Origin of the sequence: Streptomyces sp. NPDC087859 (assembly GCF_044742595.1) — a bacterium.
GTDB classification, from domain to species: Bacteria; Actinomycetota; Actinomycetes; order Streptomycetales; family Streptomycetaceae; genus Streptomyces; species Streptomyces canus_F.
On record NZ_JBIUUU010000010.1, the window covers coordinates 139,375 to 152,021 of the forward strand.

Below are 12,647 nucleotides of genomic sequence, written 5' to 3' on the forward strand. Positions count from 1 at the left end.
TCAGGCGACCGTGAACTGGCTGTGGTTGCTGATCCGGCCGTCGCGGACCTGGAGCACGCGGTCGCAGTGGGCGGCGACGTCGGCGTCGTGGGTGACCATGACGAGGGCGGCGCCCTGCTCGCGGGTGACGGAGGTGAGCAGACGGATCACCTCGGTGCTGGTGGTCCGGTCGAGGGCGCCCGTCGGCTCGTCGGCGAAGACCACGTCCGGTTCGACGACCAGGGCGCGGGCGATGGCGACGCGCTGGGCCTGTCCGCCGGACAGCCGGCCGGGCCTGCGGTGCTCCAGGCCGTCGAGGCCGAGCGGGGCGAACCAGCGGCGGGCGCGTTCCACGGACTGCCTGCGGGGGGTGCCCTCCAGCATCAGCGGCAGGGCGACGTTCTCGTCGGCGGGCAGTTCCGGCAGCAGCTGGCCGGACTGGAAGACGAACCCGAACCGCTTGCGGCGCAGGGCGCTGAGCCGGTTCTCGCTCAGCGTGTCGATGCGGTCGCCGCGCAGCAGGACCTGCCCGCCGTCGGGGCGGACGATCCCGGCGAGCGTGTGCAGCAGGGTGGACTTGCCGGAGCCCGACGGGCCCATGACGGCGAGGGAGTCCCGCTCGCCGACCTCCACGTCGATGCCCGCGAGGGCGGTGGTGGAGCCGTACTTCTTCACGAGGCCGCGACCGGCCAGAACAGTGCTCATGAGGTGAGGTGGCCTTCTGTCAGCGCTCGAACTTCCAGGTGACGGACGAATGCGTGGCCTTGACCACGGAGACCGGGATCCTGACGGCCTTGCCGCCCGTGGTCCTGCCGGTGCAGGTGACGGCGGCCCCCGCCACGGCCTTCAGACCGGTCGGGCAGGTGACGCCGGTGACCTTCTCGCCGACCCAGGGCAGCGGGTGGTACTTGCTCTCGGTGCGGCCCGCGACGACCGTGCCCGACAGGGCCCTGTGGCCGTCGACGGTCACCGTGCTGATGTCGTCGAGCCCGGTGGTCGACTCCGTCCCGGAGAGCAGGTACGTGCCGATGCCGCCGACGGCGACGACCGCGGTCGCGCCTCCGACGGCGCCGACGAAGAACTTGCTGCGCTGCATCGTGAACTCCTGCGAGTGGAGGGGAGGAGGGGGCGTTTCGGAGGGCGTCGGAGTGGCGGCTCCGGGTGAGGCCGAAGTGGCTCCAGCCTCGCCCGCGGGCCCGGGGGCGCGCCTCGGCCATACGGCCACGACCGCGGTGGGCGGGGTCGGCCGTTCGGCCGATCCGACCGCCCGCGCCCACGCGACCGGCATGTCATCCGTTTCCGGCCCGGGGCGCTGAGGTCGACGGCCCCCGGGGTGTTGGCGTCGGTGTCCCGGGCCGAGGAGAGGGTGTCGTCGCTCGGGGGGCCGCGTAGGTGTCCTGGGCCGTGGGCCCGTGAACTGACCGCAGGGCCGAGACGCGGGTCGGGTGGGAGGTGCGGGCGGGGATTCCGGGGGAGTGAGCGGGTGGGGGCAGGGACCCGGGGCGGGTGCCTCTGCGGCGGAGAGTCCGGCGTGCCGGGGCCACGCCGGTCCTCGCCCGCTCTCGCGGTACCCGACAGGGCGAGGACCGCTCCGCTCGCACCGGGCACCGCGGCGCCGAGAAGTGCTCGTCGTCCGGCTCGCCCACCCGTTCGGTGCGAGGTGCCGTGCCGCGTCTGCCTGCGATGCTGGCCGCGCGAGGGCCCCCGGCTGTTCAATGGTGCTGCACATTCCCGCGAGGGAGAGGAGCCGCTCGTGTCCCCTGTCGCCGTGCCGCCCGTCGGTGCGCGCATTCGGCGGGCGCGCCTGGAGAGCGGGCTCAGCCTGCGGGCCCTCGCGCGCGAGGTCGGGGTCTCCCCGAGCCTGGTGTCGCAGATCGAGACCGGCAAGAGCCAGCCGTCGGTGAGCACGCTGTACGCGATCACGACGGCACTCGGCATCTCCGTCGAGTCGCTCTTCGAGGCGCGGGAGCCCGCCTCGGCGACGGCCGGAGCCGCCGCGCTGCACGCCATGGCCGCCTTCGCCGCCGACCCCGGCCGACGCATAGGCCCCCTGGTCACCCCGGGTGAGCGGGAGGTTCTGGAGCTGGACTCGGGCGTCGTGTGGGAGCGGCTGGGACACGTCCCCGGCACGGACGCCGACTTCCTGCTGGTGACCTACCGACCCGGCGGCTCCTCCGCCTCCTCGGGCGGCCTGATGCGGCACGCGGGTACCGAGTACGGCTATCTCACCTCCGGTGAACTCCTCCTCACCCTCGGTTTCGAGGAACGCGTCCTGCGCCCCGGCGACGCCGTGTGCTTCGAGTCGACGACCCCGCACCGCTACCGCAACGACGGCACCGAACCGGCCGTGGGGGTCTGGTTCGTCGCCGGCCGGGGTGTTCAGTAGCACTTGACACTTCCGGGACACGGTCGTTGACTCGAAGGTGGGGGTGGTCGCCATGGCGATCCGCACTTTCGGACCCAACGCCGTCGACTGGGAACAGCGCGTCGACCTGGACCGGCTCCGCAGACAACGGCTGGCCCGGCTGCACGAGACCCTGAACCGCTCCTCCCTCGGCGCGGTGCTCAGCTTCGACTTCGCCAACATCCGGTACATGACCGCCACGCACATCGGCACCTGGGCGATGGACAAGCTGATCCGCTTCGCCCTGCTGACGCGCGGTGGCGAACCGGTCGTCTGGGACTTCGGCTCGGCGGCCCGCCACCACCAGCTGTACAACCCCTGGCTGGACTACAGCGACGGCAAGGGCGGCCCGCCCACCGGCGCCCGCGCCGGTATCTCAACCCTCCGGGGCGCCTTCCACCCGGACGCCGGGATCGCCGAGGACGTCGCCGCGAAGATCGCCGCCGAGCTGCGCGAACACGGCCTGGCGGACGAGCCGTTGGGCATCGACGTCGCCGAGATGCCGGTCCTCGCCGCGCTGCGCGCCGAGGGCATCGACGTCGTCGACGGCCAGCAGGTCTTCCTGGAGGCCCGCCGCATCAAGACCGGCGACGAGATCTCCCTGCTCGCCCAGGCGTGCGCGATGGTGGACGCCGCGTACGAGGAGCTGTACGGCTATCTGCGGCCCGGCGTACGCGAGAACGAGTGCGTGGGGCTGGTCAGCAAGGTCCTGTACGACCTGGGCAGCGAGTACGTCGAGGGCGTCAACGCCATCTCCGGGGAACGCTGTTCACCCCACCCGCACGTCTACAGCGACCGTCTGATCCGTCCCGGCGACCCCGCCTTCTTCGACATCCTGCACAGCCACCTGGGCTACCGCACCTGCTACTACCGCACCTTCGCCGTGGGCAGCGCGTCCGGCGCGCAGCGTGACGCGTACGTGCGCTGCCGGGAGTACATGGACGAGGCGATCGCGCTGGTCCGCCCCGGCGCCACCACCGCCGACATCGTCCGGGTCTGGCCGCGCGCCGAGGAGTTCGGCTTCGCCGACGAGACCGCAGCCTTCGCGCTCCAGTACGGCCACGGGGTCGGGCTGTCCATCTGGGAGAAGCCCATCTTCAGCCGTCTGGTCTCCCTCGACCATCCCGAAGTCCTCGAAGAGGGCATGGTGTTCGCGCTGGAGACCTACTGGCCGGCCGCCGACGGCTGGTCCGCCGCCCGTATCGAGGAGGAGCTCGTCGTCACCGCCGACGGCTGCGAGGTCATCACCAAGTTCCCGGCCGAGGAACTGCTGGTGGCGGGCCGCAAGTACTGGACGGTCGGCGGCGAACTCAACACCCGGCGGGAGTCGCAGTCCCATCTCAACAGGGGTGGCTCCCATGGTGGATAGCGCCGAACTCCTCGCCCTGTACGAGCAGATGGTCCTCATCCGCCGTACCGAGAAGGCCGCCCACGACCTGTTCCTCCAGGGCCTCGTCAAGGGCACCACCCACCTCGCCGCCGGACACGAGGCGATCGCCGTCGGCGCGAGCGCCGCCCTGCGCGCCGACGACTACGTCTTCGCCACCTACCGCGGCCACCATCACGCCCTGGCACGGGGCGCCACCCCCGAGGAGTGCCTCGCCGAACTCATGAGCCGGGCCACGGGGTTGTGCGGAGCCAAGGGCGGCTCCATGCACCTGACCAAGGCGGCCACGGGCATGCTCGGCTCCTACGCCATCGTCGGCGCCCACCTCCCGATGGCGGCCGGCGCGGCCTGGTCGGCGCGGCTGCGGGGCACCGACCAGGTCGCGGTGGCCTTCTTCGGCGACGGCGCGACCAACATCGGAGCCTTCCACGAGGCGCTGAATCTGGCCGCCGTGTGGAAACTGCCCGTGCTGTTCGTCTGCGAGAACAACCTGTACATGGAGTACACGCCGATCGCCTCCGTCACCGCGGTCGCCCGGCCCGCCGCCGACCGGGCGCCCGCCTACGGCATCCCGGGCGAGACGGTCGACGGCAACGACGTCGTCGCCGTCCGGGACGCCGTCGCCGCCCTGGCGGGCCGGGCCCGGGCAGGAGACGGGCCCGCCCTGCTGGAGGCCGCGACCTACCGGCACTTCGGGCACAGCCGGTCCGACCCGGCGACCTACCGGCCGGCCGAGGAGGTCGAACGCTGGCTCAAGCACGACCCGTTGGACATCGCGCGGGGACGGCTGACCGAGCTGGGCGTGCCCGAGGAGACGCTCACCGCGGCCGACGAGCGCGCCCTGGACGTCGTACGGAAGGCGGTCGAGGCGGCGAAGAACGCGCCCGCGCCCGATCCGGAGCAGGCGCTGACCGACGTATGGGCCGACGGGGGTGCCGCATGGCGGACGTGATCACCTACCGGGAGGCGGTCGCCGAGGGCATCGCGCGGGAGATGCGCCGGGACGCGGCGGTCGTATGCCTCGGAGAGGACATCGGGGAGGCCGGCGGGGTGTTCAAGACGACCGCCGGGCTGTTCAAGGAGTTCGGGCCGGAGCGGGTGTGGGACACGCCCATCTCCGAACAGGCCATCGTGGGCGCGGCGATGGGCGCGGCCATGACCGGGATGCGGCCCGTCGCGGAGATCATGTTCTCGGACTTTTTGGCCTGTTGTTGGGACTACCTCGCCAACGAGATACCCAAGGTGCGTTACATGACGGGCGGTCAGGTCACCGTGCCCCTCGTCGTTCGCACCGCCAACGGCGGCGGGCTCGGTTTCGGCGCCCAGCACTCGCAGGCCACCGAGAACTGGGCGCTCACCGTCCCCGGCCTGAAGATCGCGGCACCGGCGACGCCCGCCGACGTGATCGGCATGATGGCGGCGGCGATCCGCAGCGACGACCCCGTGGTCTTCTTCGAGCACAAGGGGCTGCTGGCGTCGAAGGGCTCGCCCCCGCCGCCGGACCACGTGGTCGAGCTGGGGCGCGCCGCCGTCGTGCGCGAGGGTGCCGACGTGACCCTCGTCGCCCTCGCCGCGATGGTGCCGGTGGCACTGCGGGCGGCCGCCCGGCTCGCCGAGGAGGGTGTCGAGGCCGAGGTCGTCGATCTGCGCTGTCTGGTGCCGCTGGACATGAGCACGGTGCTCGCTTCGCTCGCCCGGACCTCGCGGCTCGTCACCGTCGAGGAGAACCCGTACCAGGGCGGCTGGGGCGCCACCGTCGTCTCGGTCGTCGCCGACGAGGGCTTCAGCCTGCTGGACGCGCCCGTGCGGAGGGTGGCGGGCGAGTGCGTCCCGTTGCCGTTCGCCGACGCGCTGGAGGAGCGGGTCATCCCCACCGTCGACAAGGTCGTGGCGACCGTCCGCGACCTCACCGCGTACTGAACACCCCGAAGGAGGAAGGGCGATGACCGTTCGGACACTCCTGCGCGCAGGTCACGTGATCTCGATGGACCCCGACATCGGGGACCTTCCCCGAGGGGACGTCCTCATCGAGGACGGGAGGATCGCGGCCGTACGCCCCGAGATCAGCGCCGACGCCGAAGTCCTCGACATGACGGGCCGGATCGTGATCCCCGGCTTCGTCGACACCCACCGCCACACCTGGGAGGCCTCGATCCGCGGGGTGGCGCCGGACGCCACGCTCGACGACTACTTCGTCGACATCCTCGACACCTTCGCGCCGCTCTACACCCCGGAGGACGTGTACGCGGCCAATCTGGCGGGCGCCCTGGAGTGCCTCAACGCCGGCATCACCACGCTCGTCGACTGGTCGCACATCAACAACACCCCCGAACACCCCGACGCCGCGATCCGGGCCCTCGCCGAGACCGGCATCCGCGCCCAGTACGCCTACGGCAGCGCCAACACCTCCCTCGCCGACTACTGGTTCGAGAGCAAGATCGCGATCCCGGGCGACGACGTACGACGGATCCGCGCCGAGTACTTCGCCTCCGACGACTCCCTGCTCACCATGGGCCTCGCCACCCGTGGCCCCGGCTTCTGTGTGAACGACGTCGTCACCGCGGAATGGGGTCTGGCCCGGGAACTGGGCATCCCGCTCACCGTCCATGTCGGCATGGGGCGGATGGCCGGCCGCTTCGGCATGGTCAAGCAACTCCACGACCTGGGGCTCCTCGGTCCGGACACCACCTACATCCACTGCTGCTACTTCAGCGAGGAGGAGTGGCGGATGGTCGCCGACAGCGGCGGTACGGTGTCCGTCGCGCCGCAGGTCGAGACGCAGATGGGGCACGGCTGGCCGCCGGTGATGAAGGCGATCGAGCACGGACTGCGGCCCTCCTTGAGCATCGACGTCGTCACCACCGTCCCCGGCGACATGTTCACCCAGATCCGCGCGGCCTTCGGCGCCGAACGCGCCCGCGTCAACGCGGAGTGCTGGCAGGCCGATGTCCCGGTGCCCGAAACGATGCTGACGGCCCGTCGGATGCTGGAGATCGCCACCCTCAACGGCGCGCATGTCGCCGGACTGGAGGCCCGCACCGGTTCTCTGACCCCCGGCAAGCGGGCCGACGTCGTCGCGATCGACGCCACCGCGCTGAACGTGGCGCCGGTGCACGACGCGGTGGCCGCGGTGACGCTGTCCGCCGATGTCTCCAACGTGGACACCGTGCTCGTCGACGGCGTGATCCGCAAGCGGGACGGGAAGCTGACCGCCGACGTGGCCCGTGCCCGGCGCCTCGTCGAGGAGTCCCGTGACCGGCTCCTGGCCGCGAAGGCCGCCCGGTGACCGCTCATCTGGTGCGCCGCGCCACCGACGTACCGCCGCCGGAGTTCGACGAACACGGCTATCGGCGGCGGGAGTCGGTCGGCGAGGACGACGGCAGCGTCCATACCGGCTTCGGCGTCTGCGAGTTGCTGCCGGACGGCGCGATCGGCCCCCACGTCCACTCGTACGAGGAGAGCTTCTGCGTGCTCGACGGGACCGTCGTCCTCGACGTGCCCGAAGGGTCGTACCTCCTCGAAGAGGGCGACTACGGGCTGCTGCCGACCGGTGTCCCGCACGCCTGGCGGGGCGCCGGGGACACCGCCGCACGCTGGGCGGACATGCTCGCGCCCGTGCCGCGCGCCCGCTACGGCCACGACACCCAGGCGGTGCCCGCGCTGCCCCGCCGCAACCCCGTCCGCCTCGATGTCCGTGACCCGCGCACCCGTTCCTTCGGGCACTTCGAGCCCGCGCAGATGGAACCGGGCAAACAGTCCCAGGACCTGCTCGCGGTGTCGGCGAGCATGCGCACCGCGCTGCTCGTCTACAGCGGCATCACGGTGAAGATGATGGTCGACGGCGATCTGGGCGCGGTCGCCTCGACGATGTTCATGGTGCAGTACGCCCCGGACGGCGTCGCGGGCACCCACGACCACCCCTTCGAGGAGACGTACCTGATCCTCGAAGGGGCCGTCGACGCCACCTTCGACGGCTCGGTGTACCGGCTGGGGCCCGGTGACGTGGCCTGGGCGGGCGCCGGTTGTGTGCACGGCTTCACCAACGCCGGGGCGGGGCCGGTGCGTTGGCTGGAGACACAGGCGCCGCAGCCGCCGGTCCGCCACTCGTACCGGTTCACACGGGACTGGCAGTACCTGAGGGAGGCGCTGGAGTCATGAGCAGTGTGCTCGTCGTCGGCGGTACGTCGGGGATCGGCCGCGAGTTCGCCCGCTTCCGTGCGGGGCGGGGGGACGAGGTGGTCCTCACCGGCAGGGACGCCCATCGCGCCGACACGGCGGCCAAGGAGATCGGTGCGCTGCGGGGCATCGCCCTCGACCTGTCGCGGCCACGGGAGATCGCGGCGGCGCTGGGCGACGTCGGGCCCGTCGACCATCTGGTCCTCGGCGGTGTCACCCGCGACGACAACCGGGTGAGCGCGTACGACATCGAGGCCGCCCTGAACCTGGTGACGTTGAAGCTCGTCGGCTACACCGAGGTCGTGCACGCGCTCCGGGAGCGGCTGCACGACGACAGTGCCATCGTCGTGTTCGGCGGTCAGGCCAAGGAGCGGCCCTACCCGGGCGCGACGACCGTGGCGACCGTCAACGCGGGCGTGCGCGGACTGGTGCACACCCTCGCCGTCGAACTCGCCCCCGTCCGCGTCAACGCCCTCCACCCCGGAGTCGTAGGGGACAGCCCGTACTGGCTGGCCAAACCGGGGGAGGTGCTCGCCGGACTGCGCACCAGGACACCCAGCGGACGGCTCGCCACGATGGCGGATGTGGTGGACGCCGTGGACTTCCTGCTGCGCAACCGGTCGGTCAACGCCGTCGAACTCGCCGTGGACGGAGGGTGGTTGCTGGGCTAGGACTTGATCCCGACGGCCCCGTACAACGACACCGGTCCCGCCGCGGGGTCCGGCGTCTCGTCCACCGCGAGTTCGGGACGCCAGTCCTTGACCGAGACGATCCCCGGCTCCAGAACGTCGAGTCCCTCGAAGAAGCGGCCGAACTCGTCCCGTGTGCGGGCCACCAGCGTCACCCCGCCCGCCGCGTAGGCCTCGATGCCCCGCCGTACGTTCTCCGGCTCGAAGTCGGCGGTCATCGCGGACAGCACCAGGGCGCTGCCCGGGGCCAGCGCGCCGACCAGCGTGTCCACCAGGTCGTACGCGCCGTCCTCGTCGGCGACGAAGTGCATGAGCGCGATGAGCGACAGAGCGACGGGCCGGTCGAAGTCGAGGATCCGGCCCGCCTGTTCGAGGATCGTCCGCGGCTCACGGACGTCGGCCTCGATGTACTCCGTCACACCCTCCTCGGTGCCGCGCAGCAGGGCGCCGGCGTGGGCGAGGACGATCGGGTCGTTGTCGACGTAGACGACCCGGGCGTCCGCGGCGACCTGCTGGGCGATCTGGTGGAGATTGGGCTCGGTGGGGATACCGGTGCCGATGTCCAGGAACTGCCGGATCCCCGCGCTCGCGGCCAGCCGGCGGGTGGCCCGGTTCATGAACCAGCGGTTGGCGCGAGCGGCCCGCGGGGCGTCGCCGCTGAGCGAGGCGATCTGACGGCCGAGGGCTTCGTCGACCGGGTAGTTGTCCTTGCCTCCGAGGTACCAGTCGTAGACGCGGGCCGGGTGCGGCTTGGTCGTGTCGATCCGCTGGACGGCGGCCGGCTCGGTCCCGGTCACGTGTGGCTCCTCTGCTCGCCGGTCAAGGTTGCGAGCAGTCTCGCACGATCATCCGGGCCGGGCGGAGTCGGTCCTCGGCCACCTGATTCAGGCCTGGTTCAGGTCAACTGCGGTGTCATTCCTATGGTTTGAGTGGATCGTGGCCCAGCGTCATCAGCAGGTGCCGACGCCGGGTGTCCTCGGCCGCCGGCTCGTTCTCCGCGTCCGCCTGTGCCGAGACGGTGTCCACCACCTCGTACATGACCTCGACGTCGTCATCGGTGAGATCCGTGCGCCGCTTCTGCAGGATCGCGAGGACGTGCTGCCCGGTGGGCGATCCGGCGTGCTCCGGCAGCGGCTCGGTGTCCTCGTCGGCGTCGCTGACCCGCAGCCAGGCCGCCAGTTCCTGCGAGGTCATGTTCACCACGCGGTGGAAGTCCGCCCACAGCGCGTCGAGTTCGAGGGCGTCGGTCATCGTGTGCCTCTTCCGTACGTGCGGGTGGCGGTCAGTCCCTCGGCCAGTTCTCCGCGTCGAACATCCAGCGCTGCTTCTCCAGTTCCGCCGTGATGCCGATCAGCAGATCCTGGGTGACCGGATCCGCCTTCTCCGTCGCGCCGATGCGCTCGCGCAGCCGGCCGATCGCCGCCTCCAGGGTCTCCATCATCAGAGCGACGACCTCGTTGTCCCGCTGCCAGCCCTCCTTGGCGCCGGGCAGGGTGTACGCGGTGGCGATCGTCTCCGGGCGGCCGTCGGGCGGCAGCCCGAGCGCCGCGGCGCGCTCCGCCACGGTGTCGGAGTAGGTGCGGGCCGTGTCCACCACCTCGTCCAGCTGCAGGTGGATGGAGCGGAAGCGCGGGCCGACGATGTTCCAGTGCGCCTGCTTTCCGACCAGCGACAGCCCGAGCAGATCCACGAGCGTGCTCTGCAGGGCGTCCCCGGCGATCCGTCGGGCGTCCTCGGGAAGGGTGCTCCTCACCACGGTCATACCGTGCTCCTCCTTCTGGGCGTGGTTCGTGCCGATACGGAGCGGTGCGGCGCGTCCCTGGTCAAGGGCGGTGTGCCGCGACCACTCCATGTCGGCGCGGGTGCCCAGCGCGAACCGGTGCAAACGCCGCGGGATCAGCTGTCGAGCACTCCGTCCAGGAAACGGGTGAGGTCGGCGAAGACTTCTGCCCTGTTCGTCTCGTTGAACACCTCGTGCCGGGCGCCGGGATAGATCCGCTCGGTCAGGACACCCCCGCTGAGCTGCTGGATGCCGACGCGGCTGCCGGCGAGCGGCACCAGCCGGTCGTCGTCGCCGTGCAGCCACAGCAGGGGGAGCCGGCCGATGTCACCGCCCTTGGTCACGGTCTCCAGCGTGCGCAGGAACGACTCGACCGTCGGCCGCTTCATCGGCCCGTGCCAGACCAGCGGATCGTCCACGTACGCCGCTCCCACCGCGGGATCGCGGGAGAGCGCGGCCGGGCTGATGGGCGTGTCCGGGATCTCGTCCAGGGCGATCAGCCGCCGGGGCAGCTCCCAGTCGCCGATCACCGGTCCGGACAGGATGAGCGCGGTGAGTTCGGTGCCGTGGCGCTGTGCGAAGCGGGCGGAGATCAGGCCGCCCATGGAGTGTCCGATCAGGACGATCGGCAGGCCCGGATGGGCGGCTCGGGCGAAGTCGGCCACGGTGTGCACATCGGTGACCACGTCCTCGAAGTCCTCGACGAGCACCCGCTCGCCCGCCGACTTCCCGTGGCCCCGGTGGTCGGGCCCGAAGACGGCCGCGCCGTGCCGGTGCAGGACGTCGGCGAGCTCCTCGTAGCGCCCGATGTGTTCGCCGTACCCGTGCACCACGAGCGCGAGCCGGCGCGGCCTCGGGTGCGGCCACTCGCGTACGACGAGTCCGTCGAGGGTGTGCTCGCGGGCCTCGGTCATGTCTCCTCCAGCTGCGTCGGTGAAGGTCCCCGGGGATCTTCCCAGGGTGCGGCGGGGCGGTCTACACTCCGAAACTAGCAGTGCTAATTAATTCGACCGGGGAGACCAGCCGTGCGTCCCGTCCACTTCGCGGCCGCCCGCCGCACCCCCATCGGCAAGCTGCGCGGAGCCCTGTCCCGCGTACGCCCCGACGACCTCGCCGCGGCCGTCATCCGCGGGCTCGTCGCCGATGTGCCCGCGCTCGACCCCGCCCGCATCGACGACGTCTACTGGGGCGCCGCCAACCAGGCCGGTGAGGACAACCGCAACGTCGCCCGCATGGCGGCGCTGCTCGCGGGCCTGCCCGAGACCGTGCCGGGCGCCACGGTGAACCGGCTGTGCGCCTCGGGGCTGGAAGCGGTGACGACGGCCGCCCGCACCATCGCCGCGGGCGAGGCCGACATCGTGCTGGCCGGCGGCTCCGAGTCGATGAGCCGCGCCCCCTTCGTCCTGCCCCGCCCCGACGAGGCCCTGCCGCACCGCATCGAGACGGTGGACACCCGGCTCGGCTGGCGGCTGGTCAACCCGGCGATGAAGGAACTGCACGGACTGCTGTCGATGGGTGAGACGGCGGAGGAGGTCGCGGACCGCTACGCCGTCTCCCGTGAGCGCCAGGACGAGTTCGCCCTGCGCAGCCATCAACTCGCCGCCGCAGCAAGCAAGAACGGCCACTTCGACGACGAGCTCCTGCCCGTGGAGCGGCCGGACGGCGTGGTCGTCGGCGCCGACGAGTGCATCCGTGAGGACACCTCGTACGAGAAGCTGTCCCGGCTGAAGCCGGTGTTCCGGCAGGGCGGGAGCGTCACGGCGGGCAACGCCTCACCCATGAACGACGGCGCGGCCGGCCTCCTCCTGGTCAGCGAGGAGACGCTGAACGACCTCGGCCTGGAGTCGCTCGGCCGCTATGTCGCCGGCGCCTCGGCCGGCGTCCACCCCGATGTGATGGGCATCGGCCCCGTCCCCGCCACACAGAAGGTGCTCGCCCGCGCCGGCTGGACCGTCGGCGACCTCCAGGAGGCCGAGTTCAACGAGGCCTTCGCCGCCCAGGCCCTCGCCTGCGTGGACCGCCTCGGCATCGATCCGGAGCTGGTCAACCCGAGCGGCGGCGCGATCGCGCTCGGCCATCCGCTGGGCTGCTCGGGGGCGCGCATCCTCACGACGCTGCTGCACCGCATGCGGCGGACGGGGGCGGCGCGGGGCCTCGCCACGATGTGCGTGGGGGCGGGGCAGGGGAGCGCGGTGCTGGTGCAGAGGCACTAGACACGGGAAGGGTCATCAG

At 71.7% G+C, this 12,647-nt stretch carries 14 protein-coding genes; 8 read left to right on the plus strand and 6 right to left on the minus strand.

The features are described from left to right. Both ACIOHP_RS25245 and ACIOHP_RS25250 read right to left on the minus strand, forming a co-directional pair. Entirely contained in the window at positions 1-684 is a 684-nt protein-coding gene (locus ACIOHP_RS25245) for an ABC transporter ATP-binding protein (protein WP_401891066.1), read from the minus strand. A gap of 19 nt (positions 685-703) precedes the next feature. Further along, entirely contained in the window at positions 704-1,075 is a 372-nt protein-coding gene (locus ACIOHP_RS25250) for a DUF4333 domain-containing protein (protein ID WP_401891069.1), read from the minus strand. Between the two features lie 657 nt (positions 1,076-1,732). Between ACIOHP_RS25250 and ACIOHP_RS25255 the strand changes: the two genes are divergently transcribed. Genes ACIOHP_RS25255 through ACIOHP_RS25285 form a run of 7 tightly spaced genes read left to right on the plus strand, consistent with a single transcriptional unit; the run spans position 1,733 to position 8,617 of the window. Next, positions 1,733-2,365 (plus strand): XRE family transcriptional regulator, encoded by a 633-nt coding sequence (locus ACIOHP_RS25255; protein ID WP_361543083.1) that lies wholly within the window; start codon positions 1,733-1,735, stop codon positions 2,363-2,365. A gap of 52 nt (positions 2,366-2,417) precedes the next feature. Then, positions 2,418-3,752, plus strand: coding sequence for a M24 family metallopeptidase (locus ACIOHP_RS25260; protein ID WP_401891072.1), 1,335 nt, complete (start codon positions 2,418-2,420; stop codon positions 3,750-3,752). Further along, the gene (locus ACIOHP_RS25265) at positions 3,745-4,722 is read left to right on the plus strand and encodes a thiamine pyrophosphate-dependent dehydrogenase E1 component subunit alpha (protein ID WP_401891489.1); all 978 of its coding nucleotides are present in this window, start codon (positions 3,745-3,747) and stop codon (positions 4,720-4,722) included. Before ACIOHP_RS25260 ends, ACIOHP_RS25265 begins: the two co-directional genes overlap by 8 nt. Further along, positions 4,710-5,690, plus strand: coding sequence for an alpha-ketoacid dehydrogenase subunit beta (locus ACIOHP_RS25270; RefSeq protein ID WP_401891075.1), 981 nt, complete (start codon positions 4,710-4,712; stop codon positions 5,688-5,690). Before ACIOHP_RS25265 ends, ACIOHP_RS25270 begins: the two co-directional genes overlap by 13 nt. Before the next feature lie 22 nt (positions 5,691-5,712). After that, on the plus strand, positions 5,713-7,056 hold the full coding sequence (locus tag ACIOHP_RS25275) for an amidohydrolase family protein (protein ID WP_401891078.1): 1,344 nt from the start codon (positions 5,713-5,715) through the stop codon (positions 7,054-7,056). Then, complete coding sequence (locus ACIOHP_RS25280) at positions 7,053-7,928, plus strand: cupin domain-containing protein (RefSeq protein ID WP_401891081.1); 876 nt, start codon at positions 7,053-7,055, stop codon at positions 7,926-7,928. Before ACIOHP_RS25275 ends, ACIOHP_RS25280 begins: the two co-directional genes overlap by 4 nt. Then, positions 7,925-8,617: an SDR family oxidoreductase gene (locus tag ACIOHP_RS25285; protein ID WP_361543068.1), complete on the plus strand. Its 693-nt coding sequence runs from the start codon at positions 7,925-7,927 to the stop codon at positions 8,615-8,617. The genes ACIOHP_RS25280 and ACIOHP_RS25285 overlap by 4 nt, the downstream gene beginning before the upstream one ends. Here ACIOHP_RS25285 and ACIOHP_RS25290 read toward each other — a convergent pair. The 4 genes from ACIOHP_RS25290 to ACIOHP_RS25305 all read right to left on the minus strand — a co-directional run bounded on the left by ACIOHP_RS25290 (position 8,614) and on the right by ACIOHP_RS25305 (position 11,329). Then, the gene (locus ACIOHP_RS25290) at positions 8,614-9,432 is read right to left on the minus strand and encodes an SAM-dependent methyltransferase (protein WP_361543065.1); all 819 of its coding nucleotides are present in this window, start codon (positions 9,430-9,432) and stop codon (positions 8,614-8,616) included. The genes ACIOHP_RS25285 and ACIOHP_RS25290 overlap by 4 nt on opposite strands. A 121-nt stretch (positions 9,433-9,553) precedes the next feature. Then, positions 9,554-9,886: a DUF3140 domain-containing protein gene (locus ACIOHP_RS25295; protein ID WP_401891085.1), complete on the minus strand. Its 333-nt coding sequence runs from the start codon at positions 9,884-9,886 to the stop codon at positions 9,554-9,556. A 31-nt stretch (positions 9,887-9,917) separates the two neighbouring features. Continuing rightward, positions 9,918-10,397 (minus strand): DNA starvation/stationary phase protection protein, encoded by a 480-nt coding sequence (locus ACIOHP_RS25300; RefSeq protein ID WP_361543792.1) that lies wholly within the window; start codon positions 10,395-10,397, stop codon positions 9,918-9,920. Between the two features lie 134 nt (positions 10,398-10,531). Next, positions 10,532-11,329, minus strand: a complete 798-nt coding sequence (locus ACIOHP_RS25305) for a lysophospholipase (RefSeq protein ID WP_401891088.1) — start codon at positions 11,327-11,329, stop codon at positions 10,532-10,534. Positions 11,330-11,440: 111 nt separating this feature from the next. On the opposite strand from ACIOHP_RS25305, the gene ACIOHP_RS25310 reads away from it, so the two are divergent. Further along, positions 11,441-12,628 (plus strand): thiolase family protein, encoded by a 1,188-nt coding sequence (locus ACIOHP_RS25310; RefSeq protein ID WP_401891091.1) that lies wholly within the window; start codon positions 11,441-11,443, stop codon positions 12,626-12,628. The last annotated feature ends 19 nt before the right edge of the window (positions 12,629-12,647 follow it).